The organism is Paenibacillus sp. sgz302191 (assembly GCF_057749925.1).
The window spans coordinates 257,341-278,869 of sequence record NZ_JBYLHY010000005.1; the positions used below are offsets into that span (position 1 = coordinate 257,341).

Below are 21,529 nucleotides of genomic sequence, written 5' to 3' on the forward strand. Positions count from 1 at the left end.
GGCTCCTTTCTCACCACATAAGAATGCGTTCGCTCATCCTCGAAATCCTTCGATTGAAGTTTTTCTCATTGGCCTCCAAGGAAGTAAATGTTGATCGTCACCGTTCTCCGGTTCAAATCCTGGAAATAAAACGTATGCCAGCCTGGCTGCTTGGCCTGGAATTGGATTTCCTTGGCGACAGGCGCGCCGTTTACGTCGTGTTCCAGCGTCTCCGGGCTGAGCTTGAAATCTCCGCTTTTAAGCATGCCGTCGCCCTTTTTGTAGAAGGCTTTGTACTGCTCGACGAAGTTCACGATTTTAAAAGTGGCCTGATTGCCTTCGACCATGTACTGCGCGCTAGGCTCGAATTGGCCGTTCACCAGAACCAGAAAATCGCTCGGCGACAAAACTTTGACAGGCCGCTTCACCTCGGCGGTATTGCCTGCCTGGTCCGTCGTACTGTACGTGACTACGTACTCGCCGCCCTTCGAGGTATCCAACTGCGGCGGATTCAACGTAACGCGGTCGGGAGCAATCGCGCCGTCCCGGTCGTCGTAAGCTTCAAAATCATTCAAATTGATCGTCTCGCCCGGCATGAAAACCATTACGGAATTGGCGAATTTGACGACAGGCGCCGTTTTGTCGATGTTTTGCACCTTCGCGCCGACACGGACCCGATTGCCCGCTTCGTCCGAGACGATGAAGGTGAAGGAGCCGTTTTCCTTAAATACGAGACTCGTTTTCTCGTCGTTATTGATGCCTATCAGCTTTTTCCCATTCTCGCTGTACACGGAGGCCGTGACGCTCTGATTGGTCAACTTCGTCTCGCTGTACTTGACGGTGACGATTGGCGGCGTTCTGTCGATCTGGTTGACCGTTGCTTTGACGGACGACGTGTTGCCCGCTTCGTCCTGCAGATCAAACACGAACTCGCCGTTCTCTTTGAACACCACCTGCTTGCCGCCGTTGTTGTTTAACACCTTGAAGTCTTCACCAGCCGTCACCGTGGCGATCACGTCTTTGTTCGTAGGGCCGTCCGTGCTGTAAATGATTTGCCCGACCGGCGCTTTGCGGTCGATATTGCCTACATGATATGTGAATTCCGCCGTATTGCCAAGCGCATCGGCTGCTTGGAACGTGTAGTCGCCGTTTTCATGCGCCACCATCGTATTGCTGCCGCCGTTATTGACAATATCGCCCCCGTCCGGCAAATTCAGCGTCAGCGTGACATCCTCCCGGGTAGGGCTCGTTTCGGAGGCGGTGATCGTTCCGCGAGGCGGCGTTTTGTCGATCCAATTGACGCCGGCGACGACAGTTCCCTCATTTCCGGCTTTGTCTCTGAAAGTGTAAGTGAACACGCCGTTTTGCTTAAACGTATGCTGCGGGCCGCCGTCGCTCGTGATCGTCACCGGTTCGCCGCCGTCGTCAACCGCCGTCAAATTGACGACTACATCCTGGTTCGTCAACGATTTGGTGCTGTATACGACAGTTCCTGTCGGCTTGACCTTGTCGATGTTTCTAACCTCGACGGGGATGCTGCTTTCGTTGCCGGCCTGATCCCGAATGATGAAAGCAAAAGTTCCGTTCTCCGTAAACGTATAGCTCGCTTGTCCGCCGTTATTGACAATCGTCACAGGCGCACCCCTGTTGTCTGCCGTTTGAATGGTCGCCGTGACCGGCCCGTTCGTCGGCCCCGTCGTGCTGTAGGCGACCGTGGCGGTCGGCGCTTCTTTATCGATGTGAGTGACCTCCGCCGTCACGGAAGACCGGTTGCCCGCCGCATCCTGGAACTCAAACGTAAACGTGCCGTTCTCCTCCAGAACTATGTAATTGCTGCCGCCGTTGTTCAAAATGGTCGCAGGCGACTCATCCTCCAACTGAAGCGTGACGCCGACGCCGCTTCTTGTCCAGCCGGTGCTGCCGTAGCGGAGCGTCGCGGCCGGCGCCGTTTTGTCGATGTTCCACACCGGCACCTTGACCGGCTGATCGGCCACCGCTCCGGTCGTATCCCGGAGAACGAAGGAAATGATGCCGTTATGCGAAATGGTGTACACGGATTCCGTGACCGACAGGCCGTTCGTTTGGCTGCTGACGAGCTGCTCGCCCATCCCTGTTTCGAACGTCATATCCGCCAACGAAAAGCGGTTGTTGTATGTGGCGATCGTAACCGTAACATCGTCTTTCGTAAGGTCTGTCGTCGAAAAGGAAACATTCGCTTTCGGCAGCGCCGGATTGATCTGATCGACCGTCGCCAGGGCGCTGCTGCGGTTGCCCGCCTCGTCCTCATATTCAAAGGCAAAGGAACCGTTCGCGTTGAACGTATAGTACGGGATACCTCCCGGCGTATTGAGCACGCGAACGCCGGCTTTGTCAAACGTGATATGCGCCGTTACCGTATTTGCCGTAGGCTCTGTCATCGAATACGCAATTGACGCCATCGGCGCAGTCCGGTCGACAATCAGCCTGTCGCTCGTTCGAATAGCCGCATTGCCCGCTTGATCGACCGCCTTCACGTGCAAATACCATTCCCCGAACTCGAGGCCGCTCTCGGTAATGACGGTTTCGTTCGCCGCAGCTATCCACCCGCCGTCCAATGCGTCAGGCGCCGACTGGGATTTCGCCCATTGGTAATACACCTGGAGATCGCCCTTGGCGGTCCGGTTATCGTCGGCATAAACGGCAGCGCTCACAGTTTGGCTCGGCTGCTGCTGCCTATCGGCGTCGATGCGGATATTCGGAGCGACGTTATCGATGTTCGCCACCTGCACGGGAATCAAACGCTCGTTGCCGGCCTTGTCTACTACCTTGAACGTATAGCTGCCGTTCTCCGCGAACACATGGCTGTCGCCGTCAGGTGTTTGCAGCTCATTCGCAGGCGTCACGTTGTCGCTGAGATTCGCCAGACGAACCGTGACCGGCCCGCGGGTCAGCGCCGTTTCGCTATAAACGGCTTCGGCTACGGAAGGCGTCTTGTCCACGACGATGGACCGGGGTACCGTATAGCTGCGGATGCCGACTTCATTTTCAAAGCTGAAATCATACCCGTAGGTCCCTTCGACCGCAGGCAGCTCCAGCGTAAATAACGCCGAACCGTCCGTTACCGGGCCGCTTTGAATTTCTTGCCCGTTCCGGTCTGCAACATGATACATATAAGGCTCCTTCGATGCCGTGCCGATCCTTATTTTCACTTCACTCGCGTTCGTTTGCTCCGGCATGTCGATCTGAAAATCGGAGCTTTTCGGCGCCGTATTGCTCAGCTTGAACGCCCGGGAGGTGCTGATGCTTTCATTGCCGAACGAATCCACCGCTTTAATATGAAGGTACCAGTCGCCGTCGGCGCCACCCTTCGTTAATGCCGCGCCGTTCGTAAAGGAAGCCCAGCCGGCATCCGTCGAAGGAGGCTTGACCTCGGAGCTCGTCCATTGGTAGTACAGCCCCGAGATCGTGTTCGCATCCTTCGCCTTCACAGCCGCCTTCGCTTCCTTAACCGATGCGGTCACCGACGGCGCATATTGAAAAACAACGGAAGGCGGCGTATTGTCAACGTAAAACGCCCTGCTCTCCACGGCCTCATTGCCCCAAATGTCCGACGCCCGGACATGCAGATACCAGATGCCTTCCATCGGCTGGCTCTCATTGTCGGTCGAAACCTCGTACTGGGAGCCGAGCTCCTTCCATACCGCATTTTTCGCTTCGGCGTCCTGACTCCAGAAGTACTGGATCGGCTTCAAGGTGCTGTTGGCGTCCACGGCGCTGATCCTTGCTTTTTGCGTCCGCTGCTGCGTTAAATTGCCGTCAGGCGTCATGCTGATTTCCGGCGGTTTCGCATCCAGATAAAAGGGCAGCGTAACAGCCTCGGATTTGTTCCCTGCACGGTCAAAGGCGCGCACATACAAGGTGTATCGGCCGTGCTCCGGGAACTGAGGCGTCTGCACGGGCTGGCCGTTACGGAACGGAAGCCATCCGGTTTCGCTGAGTTCGTCGTCGTAATACACCCACTGATACTCCAGCCGGGCGTCATCCGGACCGGCCAGCGCATCGGTGACCGTCACTTGCGGCGTCAGCGAACCTATATATGCGCCGCCGCTTCCGTCAGGCGTAATGGCAATGTCGGGCTTAACGTTGTCAAAGCGAATGGCCGGGCTCGTAATCCGGTTGACGTTGCCGGCCTTGTCCTCCAGCAGGACCGTTACAAACCAGTCTCCGTTGGTATTGTCTTTGAAGACGGTCGGCAATTTGCCGTCCATGACCCCATATGTCACCCATGCAACGCTCTGCTGGTCGGGGGACTGCACCCATGCATACTTGAGAACATCGCCCTTCAGGCCCGACCCTTGCTCGATCACATTCAGCTTGACCGTATGCTGGCGTTCATAGGTGCCATCCGTATCCGGCAAAAATTGCACGGTCGGCAGCTTCGCATCGACGCAAATCGCTTCGCCTTCAAGAGACAACGGGGGCGTATAGTTGTTTTGCACTATCGCCGTATTGCCGAAATCGTCGGTAACGCCCAGATTCGCGACGAAGTTCTTGTAAGCCAAATCGTTGCCCTCGTCCTCAGGCTGCACCACGTATTCGTAGGTCACTTCCTTCGTGCCGCTGCCCGATTTGTAAACGGCTCTTTTGCCGTTGTTGAATTCGATATACCCTTTCGTTCCCGTAACGATATCGTCCAGCAGCAGCTTGACCGTGAGCTTGTCGCCGGCCTTCAAATATTTCGTTCCGGTGGACGTCGCCACTTGAACTTCGTTAATGATCGGCACGACGCCGTCCACCTGCAGCATGCTGCTGTCCAGTTGGTTAGAGTAACTGGAACCGCCTGTGTAATTGTAAGAAGTATCATACTTACTTTTCCAATTCATAGGATTTGCCATCGTACTGCCCAGCATCTCATTGTCGGAGAGATCCTTCACATTTGGCGGGAGAATCGAGCCGATTTTGTCGTCTCCGCCCTGCTGGCTGTCCCATTCGCTAGCAGACCGGGTGCCGATGCCGAGATATCTTCCTTGATTGTAAGGCTTTTTGCCAACGTCGCTGCGCGTCATATCGTCCGCTGCGACGGTGTAGTGAAACGTAATGTCTTTCGTTCCGTTGCCTGAATAATAGACGGCTTTTTTCCCCGTGTTCATCGGCAGCTCGAATGACGTGTCGATATTCACGATCTCATCAAAATGCAGGACGATGTCGATCGTCTCGCCCAGATGGAATTTGCCGCTGCCTGCGTTCGGCACGGTGATGCTCTGCAAGCCGGGTCCAACAGTATCGACAAGAGACAGCTTTATGCTCTCAAAATAACTAAGAGGAGTCCGCGAATCGTCCAGCACAAATTGAACGCTATTGCCGCCGGGTTTAAAGGGAGTCCACCCCGAGGTCATCGAGTACGACACCGCTAGCCCTCCGTCATCGCTATTTTTTTGTCTCTTGACCTGGTCTCCGTTTGTGACCAGAATCATCGTATCGTTGTCATCAATCCTTACCGAGGTGTCGACCTTGAATTCCAACTGTCCCATCTTCGCAAGCTCCATCAGAGGCGCCGGAAGATCCGCAGGCGAGATCGTTCCGCCCAGGGCAAATCCATCGTCATCAGAACCTGAATTTTTCGTCCTTAAGCTCAGATTGTTGGGAAACTTCGGAATATAGGATGCATTTGCCTGCAAATTGCTCTCGTCATAGTCGTCATTTTCATTCGAAAACTTGGACAACGCGCTGTTGTAAGTCACATATTGAAGAAAATTATCATCCGCCCAGGCAGGTTTGGCTTCCACCCTATCGGCCAGCATCGCATGCAAACCCAGCGCCGCCAGCATGGCAACGAGATAGGAATATTTTTTCTTCATCCTTTCCTTTTTTCTGCGCTTCCGTTTCTGTATCATTCGCTGTTCCTCCTTGGAAATGAGATGGTGGGATCCTTAGAGTCATTTTGCATAGTTCCTTTTACCCAGGAGTCTGTCCGACGGAGTTACTTTTGTGCATACCGAATGAATAATGACTGCATAATTGCTGTCATTTTGCATTTATATACCTTCTACGTGGTTCATCGAACAGACTCCCAGATAACACTTTCAAAATGTGACAAAATATTTATTGTCTTGGATATTACCACAAGCGTCTCTCAAAATTCTCACAAACAGCCCCAATTATTTCCTGAAACAAAAAAAGAGCAAGGAGATCGCTCGCTCTAAACTGGTCCGAATAGACTGGACACTTAGAAAAAAGGTATTTAGGCTGTGGGAAGCGCGGACCGCTGGAAGAAAGCCTACGAGAGGGACGGAATTATTGGCTCACGGCTGTATAGAACCGTAAGGTGATTATGCCGTGACGGAGTCGGCTTGAACTAGTTTTTTTGGTGTGACTAACGGTGGTGGAAAATCAAAAAAGAACCTAGGAATTTTCACCAGGTTCTTTTTGTATTGCATATAAACAATCACGATGATATAATCGGATTACGACTTTTGATATTTGAAAGAACAAAGTTATCGCATCTTACAATTTTATTGTACCACGTCGGGCTAACTCTTGTCAAATGGTTTTTCTCATTTTAATGGTTAGGAGAGATGTAGAATGTGTTCTTTGGTTCTCGGCTTTCAGGAAATGGAAAAAACGCAGCTTTTGCTCGTTGGCGGAAAAGGGTTAAATTTAGGGGAATTATCAAAAATTGAAGGAATACAAGTACCAGAAGGATTTTGTGTTACAACAGCGGGATATCAAAAAGCCATCGAACAAAACGAAACGTATCATGCTTTGTTGGATCAACTAACCGTGCTAAAAGTAGAGGATCGAGCGCAAATTGGTGAAATCAGCCGGGAGATTCGACAAACCATTATGGGAGTAGAAATTCCATCCGATGTTGTAAAAGCAGTTACTCACTATCTCTCCCGGTTTGGCGAGGAGCATGCATATGCAGTACGTTCTAGTGCGACTGCTGAAGATTTACCGCATGCTTCTTTTGCCGGCCAGCAAGACACCTATTTAAATATCATCGGCAAACAAGCAATCTTGCAGCATATCAGTAAATGCTGGGCTTCCCTATTTACGGATCGCGCGGTAATCTACCGTATGCAAAACGGATTTGACCACAGCCAAGTTTATTTATCCGTAATCGTTCAGAGGATGGTTTTCCCGCAGGCTTCAGGGATTTTATTTACCGCTGATCCGATTACCTGCAACCGAAAATTGTTATCCATCGACGCCAGTTTTGGACTTGGAGAGCTACTTGTCTCTGGCTTGGTATCTGCCGATTGTTATAAAGTTCGCGATGGGCAAATCGTCGATAAGAGGATAGCAACCAAAAAATTGGCGATCTATGGACGAAAAGAAGGCGGAACCGAGACGCAGCAGATCGAACTTGATCGGCAAAAGACTCAGACACTTACTGAACAACAAATTTTACAACTGGAACGCCTCGGAAGACGGATCGAAGCTTATTTCGGCCAGCCGCAAGATATCGAATGGTGTTTGGCCCATGATACATTTAATATTGTCCAGAGTCGTCCGATCACGACTTTATACCCGATCCCTGAAGCGAATGATCAAGAAAATCACGTCTATCTATCTGTCGGTCACCAACAAATGATGACAGATCCCATGAAACCGCTGGGATTGTCTTTTTTCCTGTTAACGACTCCTGCACCCATGCGCAAAGCTGGTGGAAGGTTGTTTGTTAATGTTACATCCAGGTTGGCTTCACCTGTCGGCCGGGAAACTTTATTAAATACCCTGGGATCCGATCCGCTCATAAAAGGCGCACTCATGACCATAATAGAGCGAGATTTTATAAAATTGTTACCAAATGATCAAACAGCACCGAGTCCAAGCAGAAGCAATACAGATATGCTGGCACAATTCGAGAACGATCCGACAATCGTTTCTGATTTGATTAAGCGTAGTCAATCATCGATAGATGAATTAAAACAAAACATCCAAGCGAAATCGGGTTCCGATTTATTTGATTTTATTCTGGAAGATATCCAGCAGCAATTAAAGAAGATTTTATTTGCCCCACAAAGTTCGGGTGTGATTATGGCTGCTATGGATGCTTCATCATGGATCAATGAAAAAATGAACGAGTGGTTAGGTGAAAAAAACGCAGCAGATACGCTTTCTCAATCCGTACTGGGCAATATTACTTCGGAAATGGGTCTGGCGCTATTGGATGTCGCAGATGTGATTCGTCCTTATCCGGAAGTCATTGATTATTTGCAGCATGTAAAAGATGATAACTTTTTGGATGAACTGGTTAAGTTTGATGGTGGACAGGAAGCCCACGACGCTATCGATGCTTATCTCAGCAAATACGGAATGCGATGTGCCGGAGAAATCGATATTACTAGAACTCGTTGGAGCGAAAAACCAACTACACTTGTCCCCATGATTCTTGGTAATATCAAAAACTTTGAGCCTAATGCCAGCAATCGGAAATTTGAGCAAGGGCAACAGGAAGCTTTGGCAAAGGAACAAGAGTTATTAGATCGATTGAAGCAATTGCCGGATGGTGAACAAAAAGCCAAAGAAACAAAACGAATGATCGACCTCGTCCGCAATTTCATCGGGTATCGGGAATATCCCAAATACGGCATGGTTACTCGCTACTTCGTTTATAAGCAGGCTTTGCTGAAAGAAGCCGAGCAGCTCGTACAAGCGGGCGTTATTCTTGAAAAAGAAGATATATACGATCTCACTTTTGAAGAACTTCACGAAGTCGTACGCACAAATAAACTGGATTATCAGATCATCACCAAACGAAAAGACGATTACAAGTTTTTTGAAAAACTAACTCCCCCACGTGTAATCACGTCTGATGGTGAAATCATTGCAGGTAAGTACAAACGTGAAAATCTGCCGGCCGAAGCTATTGTAGGTCTACCTGTTTCTTCCGGAGTTATAGAGGGACGGGCACGTGTCATTTTAAACATGGAAGATGCCGATCTGGAAGATGGAGATATATTAGTCACCTCCTTTACAGACCCTAGCTGGACACCATTGTTTGTATCCATAAAAGGCCTGGTCACCGAAGTTGGCGGACTGATGACCCACGGAGCAGTTATCGCACGTGAATATGGCTTACCGGCAGTTGTCGGAGTGGAGAATGCTACCAAGCTGATAAAAGACGGGCAACGAATTCGCGTGCATGGAACAGAAGGGTATATCGAAATATTGTAAATACGACAAGTATAAATTCCTTGAACACTAAATCATCAAAAGCTCGCGAATTTCGTCTTCCGACAAGGCGGACAAACCTTCTTGCCCGGGCTTAATCACTTCATCAATCAAGTTCTGCTTCTTCTGCTGGAGCGCGTACATCTTTTCTTCCACCGTGTCCTGGGTGACGAGGCGGATCACTTGGACTACGCTTTTTTGCCCGATCCGGTGCGCCCGGTCCGCCGCCTGCTGTTCCACCGCCGGATTCCACCATAGATCGTACAGGATGACGGTGTCCGCTCCGGCCAAGTTCAGCCCGGTCCCCCCGGCCTTCAAGGATAAAAGAAACAAATCCCGCTCGCCTGCGTTAAATTTGCCGCACAACTCAACACGTTCCGCGGCGGGGGTCTGCCCGTCCAGGTAAAAATACGGCACACCCCGACGCGAAAGCTCGCGGCCGATAAGACCCAGCATCTCGGTGAACTGCGAGAAAACGAGCATCCGCTTCCCCATGCTTCGGAACTCTTCGATCAGCTCCATCAGCTGATTGAACTTGGCCGAACCTCCCGCGTAGTCCTGCACGAACAAGGCCGGATGACAGCACAGCTGGCGCAGCCGGGTTAAACCGGCCAATATTTTGATCCGGTTTTTGTTAAAGCCGTCCGTGCTCAAATGCATCAACGTCTCCTGCTGCAATTTAGCCAAATAGGCCGCGTACAGCTTCTTCTGCTCCGGCAGCAGCCGGGAAGCTTGCAGCGATTCGATCTTTTGCGGCAGCTCCTTCAGTACGTCGGTCTTCAGCCGGCGCAGTAAAAAGGGACGCACTCTTTTCGCTATAGCTTCCCTGGTCAATTCGCCGAAAGACCTTCTGTCCGGAAATAGCCCGGGCATGACGACATCGCAAATCGACCAAAGCTCCTCCAGCGAATTCTCGAGCGGAGTTCCCGTGAGGGCGAAGCGGTGCCGGGCTTTCAACATTTTGACCGCCTGCGCCGTTTGCGTAGTATGGTTCTTGAAAGCCTGAGCCTCGTCCAGGATGAGCGTATGGAAGGAAACACCGGCGTAATGCGCAATGTCTCTCCGCAGCAGCGGATACGAGGTGATGACCGCGTCTACCCGGGATACGCCATTCAGCGTACCGCCCCGGCTTTCTTTGCTGCCATCGGCAATGACGGCGCGAATTTCGGGTGCGAATCGCTTGAGCTCGTTATGCCAGTTGTACATTAGCGAAGCAGGCGCGACGATCAGCGCCGGCATTCCCTCGTTCCGGATTACAGGCAGCTCGGCGGCCACAAAAGCGATGCTTTGGACCGTCTTGCCCAGACCCATCTCATCCGCCAAAATCCCCCCGAACCGATAGTGGGCAAGCGTCTTCAGCCATTGATAACCGTACTTCTGATAATCCCGAAGCGTACGGACGAGCCCGTCGGGAACCGGAAAATCCAGATAGTCCGGATTCCGCATATTTTCCAAGAGGCGGCGGAGCGGTTTGCCTAATTGTACGGCATTTCCCGTTTGAAAGGCGTCCACAAAATGGAGTCCGCGAACGGCCGGAAGACGAAATTGGGCCCCTTTTTCATCCATTCGGTGTAGACCTATATCGTTGATTAGGCGAATCATTTCTTGAAACTCGGCGCTTTCCAGCGGCATTAACGAACCGTTAGGCAGACGATGGTATTTGCGCCTTTCTTCAAGCGATTTAATGAGATTGCGAATCTCCGATTGCGGAATTCCGTCGATATCGAACTGCAGCTCCAACCAGTCGGTTCGTTCATCTACGTCGACTTTGACTTTCGGAGGGACATCGCCGGGGTGAAGTCTGACTTTCACCGCTGATGTTGCATAGATGTGGACCAGCTTTTCCAGCTGTGGAACGATATGATACAGAAAATGGTATTCCGCTTCTTCATCAGCCAAAAAATACCCGCCTTCGGTCTGAATGAAAGAACTGCGCTCGATAAGCTCCAGAATGCGCCGCTCCCGGTCTCCGTCCCGCAAAAGCAAGCGCCCCTCGCCGCGGCTGCGGCCGCCCGTTTCCAACGGATTGATAATCACATCGCCATATTGAAACTCCAGGCCCGCAAGCAGCCGGTCCTTCAGCCTGTCCAGGAACAGCTTGGCTTTCAGCGGCGTTTGCTCCATCCGGTCCGAAACGGCTTGTGCGATGGTAACCCTTCCCAGCTTCATCAAGCCGGGAATTACTTTTTCCAAATAAGCTTCCGCTTGCTCCGGCATGATGTGCAGTTGGTGTTTGCGGGCCTCTCCGAATATTTGCTTTAATTCCATTAAACGCTTGAGCTGATCTGCCGCTAGTTGAAACAGCTTTCCTTCCGCAACGGCAACTCCGTATGATTCCATAACTGTAATTGCATCCAAACCTTCCACGTCCAGTTGATAACTTTCTGCCGGGCCTGGAGTGCGGTCGAATGCAAAAACGATCGGAACCGGTTCGTCCGTTACACAAATTCCGTGATAAGTGTTTTCGTTGTGGCCGAGTTTTGCCGATGGAGCTTGAGCAAGCAATGAAAGAAGCTCTTCCCATGAGGCCGGCGGAATCGCAAGCATCCGGTCGGCATCCCGGCTTCCGGGCCCATTGTAAAAAGGGGCGCTGTCCCCGATTCGGATTAACATATGAATGACCGCATCATCGGCCGCCTGAAAACTGTGGAGCTCCGGATCGTAAGTGAAATGCCTGGAGACGGCGCAGCATCCCCTTCTTTGGATCTGATGCAGAAATTCCCTCACATGCCGTACGGCATACAACCTTTTAGTCCCGACCTTCATCTCGATGCCGAACATGTGCTTCCGATCCTTGTACAAAAAAGGTTTGCAAATAAACTCGACCTCCAGAACTTTCCTGGAATCGAAAAGCGAACGGGCCCCCGTCGGACGGAGCGGTTTGTCGCTAAATAGCTCCAGCATTTTGTCCGCCAATTCCATTTGTTCCAGCGGCCTATGCTCAGAATCGCCTATGCTGAGCAGAACGGCGGCGATATGCTCACAGTATTGGTCGTCAGGATGAAATACGGGACAGGAACATGTGGCAACCGGCTCCTCCCGCGAGCAATCGACGGAAACCTGAATGTTTCCTTCGACCGCCGCTTTGAAGAGCGATGCTTCGGGCTCCGCCGTCGTAAACGTTACTTTGCCGGCTTGGCAGAGAGCCGTGCCGGCTTCATAAGAGAATCGGCCGCACAGCCGTCTGATCACCTGATCGTTTAATTGAAAGCTCATCGTTTCAATCCTGCCTTTTAGATTCACATGAGATGTCCCGGTAGGGTTCTTTTCTACATGTTAACATATATAAGCAGCGGCCGCCGCCTGTCATTTTCCCCGCGCGATTAAGACTTCATCTAGCCGGCAAACAATGGTATGTTTGGAAACTGTTCGTGCCATTCTTGCTTCAAAGCTGCCAGGATCGCTGTTTTTTCTTCATGCGTTATCCCATAATTGATGAAATTGGATCGACTCCAAAACGGATAATTCATGAAAATACATTTCCATTGCTCTTTAATCTCCTGCTTTAAAATATCCAGTTTATGTATCTCTCTCCAAATCGCGAATTGCTCCATAGGGTCTTTAGCTTCAAAATTCACTCCTTCCGAAGTTAACCCCTCATAGTCCCGACCATAAAATACATCAACTAATTTGATTTGACCGATGATGTTGCGATTGAATTCATCCATCTCTTCGGCAGGGATCCATAATTCGTTATGCTGACTGCTCCCGACCACTTGCTCCTCAAATCGATCAATATAGGGACTGGCAACTTCAAATTCGGTTACAAAGCCGACATATCCCGAAAATTTGTCTTTTGTATTCCACTCCCGTGCGATTTGATCCGCATAGAGCTTATTGAGCACAGGATAAAAAATGGGCTGCTCCGGCAGTCTTGGCGGGAACCCTCTCAAATCCAAGTCCAGAATCAACTTCATCTCAAAAAGTCCAACGGGTCGATACAGTGTCTTCATACTTTTACTTCCTCTCCGTCTTCCGCAAAATAAATTAGGGCAATATCTTGGGTAAAAGATCACGAAAAACGCTTGAAAAAATCAATGCACAAAAGCCTAACAAACCATTGCTACGACTGGGTTTCCGGTTGAAATAACATTCGAGATAAAACCGAAGAATCCCTGCATTGTTGCCGCGGTGAATGAAAAGGACCGGAACAATGCCTTGAGAAACGACTTTGCAGGAATTAGTGTATAATTATGGAACTTCTACATCAAAAGATTTTATAGCCGGGGCAATGATATGAGCGATGTGAAACGATTAATTCAAAAAGCAAGGACGCTTGGCGATTGTGAAGTTTACCCAGCCTCCGGCTTACCGAAAGTACGGGCATCACATGTTTTACCACGAGAACTGATTATATAGTATAATTTACTGGACTACTCGAATTGGGAGGCGTTACGATGAGGTACAACTTGCAGAAAAGGGCACAAAAAATAGGGGAATTCGCATCATTGGCCCTATAAACTGCGTGATTCCCCTTGAAAGATTAAGGGGCTATCCAATTGAAAAAGTTATTCAAGGCGGCCGGCGATTCCAAATCGATCGTTTGGCTTAGTTTTATTGCGTTTTTCAGCGTTCTCAATGAGACCATATTTAATGTGTCGTTGCCGGATATCGCTGCCCAGTTTGACATCGCGCCTTCGTCTGCGAATTGGGTAAACACCAGTTTTATCCTTACGTTCGCAATCGGTACTGCACTGTATGGAAAGCTGTCCGATTTATATGGTGTGAAGAAACTGCTCCTGTTCGGTCTGTGGATCTACGGTGCGGGCTCCTTGATCGGAATTTTATTTCATTCGTGGTATCCGGGCGTCTTGACGGCCCGATTGATACAAGGGGCAGGAATATCTGCGGTTCCGGCATTGATCGTGGTCATCATTACCCGGTATATCGATACGAAACACCAAGGAAAAGCTTTTGGCATGATAGGTTCGATGGTAGCCTGCGGCGAAGGAATCGGCCCTGTGATTGGCGGGCTCGTAACCGAATATCTCCATTGGTTCATGTTGTTCCTTCTGCCGATGATGACGCTTCTCACGATTCCTTTTTTCATGCGAACGATGCCTGACGAAACTGCAAAAAAAGGAAAGACCGATATCATCGGTGCCTCTTTGTTAAGTGTCGGGATTGTAGCTTTTACGCTGTTCACAACCGTATACCAATGGGGATTTCTAGCCGTTTCTTTGCTGCTGCTCATCGCGTTTGGCTTGCGTATTCGATATGCGGAGCAACCTTTTATAAAACCTTATTTGTTTGAAAAGCGCACGTTTATTGTCGGTGTGCTCACGGGAAGCTTGCTGTTAGGCACAGTCGCCGGTTATGTATCCATGGTTCCATATATGATGAAAGAAGTTTATCAACTGCCGACAAGTTTTATCGGAGTCGGCGTCCTGTTTCCCGGGACAGTCAGTGTGGTACTATTCGGATTTGTCGGCGGGGTGTTGGTCGATAAGTTAGGGACAGTATTCACCATGTTGGTCGGCTTATTCATGATCGGCGCAAGTTTTCTGAGCGTTTCATTGTTCCCGGATCAAACGCCATGGCTTGTTTCCGTCGCCATGGTTCTGACATTCGGCGGACTTTCGTTTGTGAAAACCGTCGTATCCGCCAGCGTTGCGGGAGCCTTGGATTCCGAGGAATCCGGTTCGGGCATGGGCTTTTTGAACTTTGCCTGCTTCCTGGGCGAAGGGATTGGCGTGGCCGCTGTCGGAGGCTTGCTGACAAAATCTTGGCTCGCCTTCCCTCTCCTTCCGACTGTGACCGTTGCTGCCGCATTTCATTACAGCAACTTGATGCTGATCTTTATTGCAGCTCTGGTTGTGGGAGCGATCGGCTTCCTTTATGGATACGGCCAGTCACAAAAATCATCCGAAATGACGTCCGCAAGGTAGTTTGAATCGAATAACGTCCCGACCTTTCCCACGAAAGGCGGGACGTTATTGTTCTCTAATTTGAAAAACCTTGCTTTTCCAGCCACCGCTGACAACGCTGCGTCCAATATTTGGCGCTGGGGTGATCTGCTGCGAGCCCTAAACCGTGACTTCCACCCTCAAAAACGTGCATTTCGCACGGCACCCCATGTTCTTTAAGAACAGAGGCAAAACGCAAATTGTGCTTGACCGGTACCTTACTATCATTTTCAGTTATCCATAGGAATGCCGGAGGTGTTTTCGAAGTGACGAGCTTTTCGTTCGATAAGAGCATCACCGCATAGCAAAGAATCATCAGATCGGGCTTCGAGCTTTCTCTCTCAACGGGATCATCGGCATCGGGCGTACCGGCATCGTAGCGGGTCCCGACCATAGCGGCCAAATGGCCGCCTGCGGAAAAACCCATGATGCCTATTCGCGATGGATCAATGTTCCATTCTTGCGCTTTGTTACGAAGAAGCCGGATGGCCCGTTGCGCGTCCAGCAGAGGGCATGGATAGTCATAAGGAGCCACGCGATAATGAAGGACAACGGCCGAAAAACCAATCTCATTCAACCATTTCGCAATGTTCATCCCTTCTTTGGGCTCTGCCAGATATTTATTGCCACCGCCAGGACACACGATGATGCAGGAGCTTGGTCTATCGCTTTTCAACAAGTATGCAGTCATTGACGGGCAATCTGCGGGTTTATTACTTCTCGCCAGCGGCGCGCCATTGGGCCACAAAAGGATAGACATGGAATCACCTCCGTCATTAATTTACCTCATTTGTATGTATAGAGCACATGGTGTTATTACACTAAATTGTTGTCCAGTCCAAGTCATAAGCCTAAACCTAAAAATGACGCCCCGATTCCCGGGACGTCATCTTTGCCTTCAATATTAGCGGCTTTTGACCAATAAATCGACCGCTTGTCTGACCATTTTGCTTGTATCTCTTCCGGCTTCCTTTTCCTCGCGAATGCAGTTCTCCAAATTAACCGCAACAATGTAGGCAATCGCTTTATCCGCCGCACTTCTGACAGCAGAGATTTGACTGACCACATCCTTGCAATCTTGCTCTTCTTCCATCATTTTTAAAACTCCGCGAATTTGCCCTTCCACGCGTTTTAGCCTTTTTTTTACATCGTCATCATATTTCATAGCAACCCTTCCTTCCAACATACCTGTATAGGTATATTATTACCGATGTAACTTCGGAAAACAATATAGAGGAAGCGCAAGGAGAGACTAAATAAACAGATTCACTCTTGCATCCGAGGCGTCACCCAAATAGGCGGCAACGCCTGCGTAGTGTATGCCGTCCATCAACTCTTCCGCCTGCAGGCCAAGCAAGTCCATCGTCATCGTACAGGCTACCAGCTTGATGCCTTGTTCTTGAGCCAGTTCAATTAATTGCGGCAGCGGCAGCGCATTGTGTTTTTTCAAGACGTGCTTGATCATTTGGGGGCCTATTCCGCCGAAATTCATTTTGGACAATCCGAGTTTATCGGCGCCGCGAGGCATCATTTTTGCAAACATGTTCTCCAGCCAGCCCTTCTTGACTTGAACGGCTTCATCTTTGCGAAGTGCGTTAAGACCCCAAAACGTGAAGAAAATCGTAACCTCATGATCATATGCCGCGGCGCCGTTAGCTATAATAAACGCAGCGATCGCTTTGTCGAGTTCCCCGCTGAAAAGAACAATCGTCGTTTTTTCCTTTGCCGAATCCATTTCGTTCACCCACGCCCTGTATCGTTATCATTTTTTCACTATAAACGTAAATACTCCGTTCTCTTCTTTTGCTTCAATCAGCTCGTGTTTGGTTTGCCGAACCCATGCCTGAAAATCTTTCATCGAACCTTTATCGGTCGTCTGAAGTTCCATGATTTGTCCTGGTTCCAACGCGGCCATACCCTTTTTAGCTTTTACGATCGGCATCGGACATGCAAGACCTTTAGCATCGACAATTAAGTGCGCCATTTCTGTTCCTCCTGCAAAATGATTGTTTTTTTCCACTTCGTGCTCCCATTGAGACATGCCGGGCAAAATATTGACAACACTTTTGAACCCGTTTTCCGCAAGCTTCCGGCAGGCCATATCGCTCCGGTTGCCGGTACGGCATACCAAGTAATACGTTTTGTCCGGGTCCAGCCGGGTCATTGTTTCTTCCAGATCTCCCAGAGGGATCGAAACCGCGCCGGGGATATGCCCCGAATCATATTCGGAAGGCTCCCGCACATCAAGGATAATCAATTGCTCTCCAGTCATTAACTTGGATTGAACCTCCAGATTCGTCGCCGTATGCGGATGGTTGATTTCTTCATGCGTCTCGGATACGCCGGCCTTGCGAATGTAGTGATGAATGACGCCATTCTCTTCATTTAGCCCAAGATAGTGATGTCCTGTACGAGCGGCCCACCCCCGAAGATCGGCAATAGAGCCTTTATCGGTAGCCCGAATCTCCAGCACTTCTCCGGGATTCAGTTCCTCTATCGTTTTCTTGGTTTGAACTACCGGAAGCGGACAAGCAAGTCCAACACACACTAAAATGCGGTCTGCACGCCAACTAGTCATCGGTTAACCTCCTTTTTTAATCTTGGATTGCGCATCGGTTCGGGCCGATTTCCATTTCCCGTTGTTCTTCCGGCGAGGGCGCGATTTTCCCCATATTGGCGAGCCTTATCTGCACATAAGAATTAGGTTGCGGAGGAAGATTTTCGGTTACAGCCCGCCTAAATGCTGATTCGTTTGCTATTTTCAATCCATCGTTATCTTGATATAAGTCACCTAACCGCGCAGAAACTTTGCCGCCTTCACCCAATTCCGAAACACGGCCAAAATGAGCCGGAAGCACGATCAAATGCTCGGGCAATTGTTTATACCGCTCATATAATGTTTTTCTGAGGTCTGCTACCCAGTCTTCCGCTTTGCCAGCCAAATCGGGACGCCCAATCGATCGGACAAATAAAATATCCCCTGTAAGCAAATACTGATTATCGACGATCAAGGATGTACTGCCAATGGTATGGCCCGGCGAATATACGGGTTGAATATGGATTTCCGTATTTCCTACTGTGAGAACATTTCCTTCTTCAAGCTTCATATAATCGAAGACAACTTCATCTGCATCTTTAGGCGACAGCCAATAGGAAGCTCCTGTTTGTTCGGCCAGTTGCAGACCGCCGGAAATATGATCCGCATGAAGATGAGTATCGATCGTATATTTAATGCTTGCATGACGAGCCTTGGCAAAATCTTCAAACACGCCGGTCATCCGGACGGCATCAATGACGGCTGCTTCACCGTTTGAAATGACCATATAAGAGAGACAGCCTTTGCCGATCCGGACAAATTGATAAATTTCGCCTCCGTTCTTCAGATCGCCTACTTTTACAGGTTCCAAGTGCTCGCTCCATGACTTCATTCCGCCTTTTAAATAGGACACATTGTTTTGCCCATGCTCCACCAGCTGTTCCGCTACAAACATGGAAGAACCTTCTTTCGCACACACGACCACAATCTCACGATCGTCCGGAAGCCGGGGAATAACAGCAGCGACACCGTCCAAAAGATCAAAATAAGGAACGTTGATCGAATCAATTTCATTCCCTTGGATTTTCCAGTCGTTATAGTCCGCTTCATTCCGCACATCCAGAATAAAAGTGGGTACGTTGTTTATCGTTTTTTTAGCAAGTTCCGATGCCTGCATAGCCTTCAAATGAATATTTCCCATGAATAATCCCTCCATGAATCAAGTTAAGATCCGAATTGCCACTAGGCCCGCCATATACCCCATAGGGTATTAAAAATCGCAAAAAAAATTCCTGTTTAACACAGGTGCTCACCCCTTTAATTACATATACCCGTATAGGTATATAGACAATATAATAAAAGTTCTCTGCTTCGTCAACCCTTGCTATTAAATAATCATACAAAAAAAAGCGGATCAACCATTGAGACAAGACGTTATATAGATTTATATTTTTAACCAATACATATATATGAAATCTATTAGTGAAAATTGTATTAGTAATATATGAAAGTTACTGGTAAAAATTGCATTAGAAAAATATGGGTGATATAATCGGAATTGGAGAGGGATTTTACAAAAGTAGGAAAAAATAACTTGTTTAGGAGGATTTAAAATGAATAAATTTATTAAGAGGACAGCTATTGCACTATCTTTAACCATGGGGATTAGTGGTCTTTTGTCTGTAGCAAATATTGCTACTACTAGTGCATACGCAAGTGATTATATCAACAGCGGAAGTGCAACAACGAGCAGCGACGATTATGTTGTGCTTGGCTCTTACTACCTTTCAAAAGACCAAGTAAAAGACCTGGCAGCTAATATGAAAGGTTTAACAAGTCCATACGCAACAGTAGCAGAAGCTTTAGCAAGCTTTTTAGGTCCTAATGCATGGTTACCTACGCTAGCTGCAACACTTTCCGCTAATACACAGTATAAAAATGAAGTGGTGTATGCAGCAGATCACGATATGAGAGTCTTAGTTACCATTAAAGACGCGAAAGTGCATACTTCGTATTCAACAATCGTAACATACGAGGCAGTTTATTAATAAATTAAGCCCCACGCAAGGCGTAAGATGCTTTAACAGAAACATCTTAAATCAAGTCATCAAATATTTTTCGTAATTCTAAATAACTACTTTTTCTGCCCTCAACCAAACCATGAATTTTTAATAAACCAAATCTTCATCAAAAATTTTAGTTTCAGAATGGCCCGATAAACCCACGTCAATTAAACTTGACGATGGGTTTATCCTTTTTCTTTTTTTATGGGCTTCAGCCCGTTTCCCACGCGAAGCGCGGGAAACGAAAAACCATCTGCTATGCACGCACCTGGTGGCAGAGGTAGCCCGTGAGCTAAAGATTAACGACAATACTCTTCTTTAGGGTTGGACTTAGAAATTCGGGAGCGCAGAAACAGTTGAAGGTCTATTCCATGAACAGCAGCATGAGCTGTAAAGAAAATTGTTATGACATTGCTCGTATCGAATCGTTTCACAGTAATCGGAAATGCTGGCCACGCCTTGAGGACAAGAGCCTGAAATGGAGAAGGGCCTACGAGTATCGGAAAACGACCGGCAAGCGTGAAAAGGATCTATCCAAGCTACCGATTGAAACGGTAACGTACGAACTTGCGGAAGGCGAGCAAATCTGTGCCTGTTGCGGCGGTTCGCTGCATAAGATGAGTAACGAGACTCGCAGTGAAATCGCCATCGTGCCTCCGCGAGTAAAGGTCCTTCGTCATGTAAGACAGGTGTAGCTTGCCGTCATTGCGTACGCAACGCAATCAAGACGCCGATCGTGACCGCTCCGATGCCAAAGCCTGTGTATCCGGGCTTTCTGGCCTCACCTTCGGCGATGGCTCATGTGATGTGTCAGAAAATACGTAGACGACCTGCCCCTGCATTGGCAGGAGCGGCAGTTTGCCCGATTGGGTTATACGTTATCGCGACAAACGATGGCAAACTGGATGATCTATGGAACTGAGCAAGTGGCTGATGCCGATGGTGTCGGAAATGAAGCGGTATCTGCTTGAGCAAGACAAGCTACATGTGGACGAGACGACACTACAGGTATTGCCGGAGCCAGGGAAGTCGGCGGAATCCCACCTCGTATCTGTGGTTATACCGAACGTGGGATGACGCAAGGCCTGGTGGGGTGTTGGACGCATGCACGGCGTAGATATGACGAAACGATAAAAGCGGCACCGGAGGCCAAAGGCAATCCGGAAACCGAATATCAGCCCAATGACTGGCGTATTGCAATCAGCTCTTTGTGATTGAGCGAGATCTGCAGGGAAGCTACACCCGGAGAGAGCCACCTGGAACGGGCCGAGCGATGCAAGCCGTTTACTATGCGTGGCTGCGCCAGCAGAAAACCCGGACGATGCCCAAGAGCCTGATCGGCCAAGCGATTGCTTATAGTCTGAATCAGGGGGAGAAGTTGACCGCGTTTCTGAAGGACGGGCGTCTTGAAATAGACAACAACCGCAGTGAACGTTCGATCAAGCCGTTGTGATTGAGCGCAAAAATTGGTTGTTTGTGAATACCCCGCGGGGAGCTACAGCAAGTGCAGCCATTTACAGCGAGATTGAGACGGCAAAAGAAAACGGCCTGCATCCGTTCAGGTACCTTGTATACCTGTTTGAGCAATTGCCTCAGCTTGCAAACCCGAAAGAAAAATCTCTTTTCATCATACACTCGCTCCCATCTGATTACTAGGTGGGGGCTATTTGACGCTCGCTCTTGATTTTATAGCTTTCGAAATTCAGGGGTTATTAATTTTTTTTTCTTTATTTTTTTTCTCAATATGTTCCCAAATATAATGTACTACCCAAAATACTACTGCTACAATTAATGTAAAGGGTCTTAATTCCCGTGGTAAATAAAATGCCATAAATATTGCAACCAACAAAAAAGGAGGTAAAAGGATCCAATATTTTTTATTTCGCACA

The 21,529-nt window shown here is 49.0% G+C and carries 16 protein-coding genes and 1 pseudogene; 8 read left to right on the forward strand and 9 right to left on the reverse strand.

Annotated elements, in window-relative coordinates:
* Window positions 1-65 precede the first annotated feature (65 nt).
* On the reverse strand, window positions 66-5,852 hold the full coding sequence (locus tag AC3G2T_RS09690; protein WP_488435296.1) for an Ig-like domain repeat protein: 5,787 nt from the start codon (window positions 5,850-5,852) through the stop codon (window positions 66-68).
* Between the two features lie 688 nt (window positions 5,853-6,540).
* On the opposite strand from AC3G2T_RS09690, the gene ppsA reads away from it, so the two are divergent.
* Complete coding sequence (ppsA, locus tag AC3G2T_RS09695; RefSeq protein ID WP_488435297.1) at window positions 6,541-9,138, forward strand: phosphoenolpyruvate synthase; 2,598 nt, start codon at window positions 6,541-6,543, stop codon at window positions 9,136-9,138.
* A gap of 27 nt (window positions 9,139-9,165) precedes the next feature.
* Here ppsA and AC3G2T_RS09700 read toward each other — a convergent pair whose 3' ends face one another.
* Window positions 9,166-12,351, reverse strand: a complete 3,186-nt coding sequence (locus AC3G2T_RS09700; RefSeq protein ID WP_488435298.1) for a DEAD/DEAH box helicase — start codon at window positions 12,349-12,351, stop codon at window positions 9,166-9,168.
* Between the two features lie 119 nt (window positions 12,352-12,470).
* Window positions 12,471-13,088 carry a hypothetical protein gene (locus AC3G2T_RS09705; protein ID WP_488435299.1) on the reverse strand — a complete coding sequence of 206 codons (618 nt, stop codon included), beginning with the start codon at window positions 13,086-13,088 and terminating at the stop codon, window positions 12,471-12,473.
* Between the two features lie 546 nt (window positions 13,089-13,634).
* On the opposite strand from AC3G2T_RS09705, the gene AC3G2T_RS09710 reads away from it, so the two are divergent.
* The gene (locus AC3G2T_RS09710) at window positions 13,635-15,023 is read left to right on the forward strand and encodes an MFS transporter (protein WP_488435300.1); all 1,389 of its coding nucleotides are present in this window, start codon (window positions 13,635-13,637) and stop codon (window positions 15,021-15,023) included.
* A 55-nt stretch (window positions 15,024-15,078) separates the two neighbouring features.
* Here the strand turns inward: AC3G2T_RS09710 and AC3G2T_RS09715 are convergent, their stop codons facing one another.
* The 6 genes and pseudogenes from AC3G2T_RS09715 to AC3G2T_RS09740 form a co-directional block, all read right to left on the reverse strand.
* Entirely contained in the window at window positions 15,079-15,801 is a 723-nt protein-coding gene (locus tag AC3G2T_RS09715; protein WP_488435301.1) for an alpha/beta hydrolase, read from the reverse strand.
* A gap of 144 nt (window positions 15,802-15,945) precedes the next feature.
* Window positions 15,946-16,206 carry a metal-sensitive transcriptional regulator gene (locus AC3G2T_RS09720; RefSeq protein WP_474679952.1) on the reverse strand — a complete coding sequence of 87 codons (261 nt, stop codon included), beginning with the start codon at window positions 16,204-16,206 and terminating at the stop codon, window positions 15,946-15,948.
* An 87-nt stretch (window positions 16,207-16,293) separates the two neighbouring features.
* Complete coding sequence (locus AC3G2T_RS09725) at window positions 16,294-16,776, reverse strand: DsrE/DsrF/DrsH-like family protein (protein ID WP_488435302.1); 483 nt, start codon at window positions 16,774-16,776, stop codon at window positions 16,294-16,296.
* 27 nt (window positions 16,777-16,803) lie between these two features.
* The gene (locus AC3G2T_RS09730; protein WP_488435361.1) at window positions 16,804-17,025 is read right to left on the reverse strand and encodes a sulfurtransferase TusA family protein; all 222 of its coding nucleotides are present in this window, start codon (window positions 17,023-17,025) and stop codon (window positions 16,804-16,806) included.
* A gap of 27 nt (window positions 17,026-17,052) precedes the next feature.
* Window positions 17,053-17,619 (reverse strand): annotated as a pseudogene (locus AC3G2T_RS09735) (sulfurtransferase TusA family protein); the annotation flags it as partial.
* Between the two features lie 16 nt (window positions 17,620-17,635).
* Window positions 17,636-18,769 (reverse strand): MBL fold metallo-hydrolase, encoded by a 1,134-nt coding sequence (locus tag AC3G2T_RS09740; RefSeq protein ID WP_488435362.1) that lies wholly within the window; start codon window positions 18,767-18,769, stop codon window positions 17,636-17,638.
* A 421-nt stretch (window positions 18,770-19,190) separates the two neighbouring features.
* On the opposite strand from AC3G2T_RS09740, the gene AC3G2T_RS09745 reads away from it, so the two are divergent.
* From AC3G2T_RS09745 to AC3G2T_RS09770, 6 genes are all read left to right on the forward strand, one after another.
* On the forward strand, window positions 19,191-19,625 hold the full coding sequence (locus AC3G2T_RS09745) for a hypothetical protein (RefSeq protein WP_474679951.1): 435 nt from the start codon (window positions 19,191-19,193) through the stop codon (window positions 19,623-19,625).
* 386 nt (window positions 19,626-20,011) lie between these two features.
* Window positions 20,012-20,335 carry an IS66 family transposase zinc-finger binding domain-containing protein gene (locus tag AC3G2T_RS09750; protein WP_488435303.1) on the forward strand — a complete coding sequence of 108 codons (324 nt, stop codon included), beginning with the start codon at window positions 20,012-20,014 and terminating at the stop codon, window positions 20,333-20,335.
* Between the two features lie 141 nt (window positions 20,336-20,476).
* A complete protein-coding gene (locus tag AC3G2T_RS09755) occupies window positions 20,477-20,611 on the forward strand; it encodes a hypothetical protein (RefSeq protein WP_488435363.1) in 135 nt (44 codons plus the stop codon).
* The gene (locus AC3G2T_RS09760) at window positions 20,592-20,717 is read left to right on the forward strand and encodes a hypothetical protein (protein ID WP_488435364.1); all 126 of its coding nucleotides are present in this window, start codon (window positions 20,592-20,594) and stop codon (window positions 20,715-20,717) included. The genes AC3G2T_RS09755 and AC3G2T_RS09760 overlap by 20 nt, the downstream gene beginning before the upstream one ends.
* A gap of 133 nt (window positions 20,718-20,850) precedes the next feature.
* On the forward strand, window positions 20,851-21,093 hold the full coding sequence (locus AC3G2T_RS09765; RefSeq protein WP_474679948.1) for an IS66 family transposase: 243 nt from the start codon (window positions 20,851-20,853) through the stop codon (window positions 21,091-21,093).
* 23 nt (window positions 21,094-21,116) lie between these two features.
* A complete protein-coding gene (locus tag AC3G2T_RS09770) occupies window positions 21,117-21,296 on the forward strand; it encodes a transposase domain-containing protein (protein WP_488435365.1) in 180 nt (59 codons plus the stop codon).
* The last annotated feature ends 233 nt before the right edge of the window (window positions 21,297-21,529 follow it).

Bases quoted from the DNA above. Each gene is read 5' to 3' on its own strand.
- AC3G2T_RS09715 (WP_488435301.1), bottom strand. From the start codon at position 15,801: ATGTCTATCCTTTTGTGGCCCAATGGCGCGCCGCTGGCGAGAAGTAAT.
- AC3G2T_RS09745 (WP_474679951.1), top strand. From the start codon at position 19,191: ATGAATAAATTTATTAAGAGGACAGCTATTGCACTATCTTTAACCATG.
- AC3G2T_RS09750 (WP_488435303.1), top strand. From the start codon at position 20,012: ATGAACAGCAGCATGAGCTGTAAAGAAAATTGTTATGACATTGCTCGT.
- ppsA (WP_488435297.1), top strand. From the start codon at position 6,541: ATGTGTTCTTTGGTTCTCGGCTTTCAGGAAATGGAAAAAACGCAGCTT.
- AC3G2T_RS09705 (WP_488435299.1), bottom strand. From the start codon at position 13,088: ATGAAGACACTGTATCGACCCGTTGGACTTTTTGAGATGAAGTTGATT.
- AC3G2T_RS09720 (WP_474679952.1), bottom strand. From the start codon at position 16,206: ATGAAATATGATGACGATGTAAAAAAAAGGCTAAAACGCGTGGAAGGG.
- AC3G2T_RS09760 (WP_488435364.1), top strand. From the start codon at position 20,592: ATGAAGCGGTATCTGCTTGAGCAAGACAAGCTACATGTGGACGAGACG.
- AC3G2T_RS09725 (WP_488435302.1), bottom strand. From the start codon at position 16,776: ATGGATTCGGCAAAGGAAAAAACGACGATTGTTCTTTTCAGCGGGGAA.
- AC3G2T_RS09690 (WP_488435296.1), bottom strand. From the start codon at position 5,852: ATGATACAGAAACGGAAGCGCAGAAAAAAGGAAAGGATGAAGAAAAAA.
- AC3G2T_RS09700 (WP_488435298.1), bottom strand. From the start codon at position 12,351: ATGAGCTTTCAATTAAACGATCAGGTGATCAGACGGCTGTGCGGCCGA.
- AC3G2T_RS09730 (WP_488435361.1), bottom strand. From the start codon at position 17,025: ATGGCGCACTTAATTGTCGATGCTAAAGGTCTTGCATGTCCGATGCCG.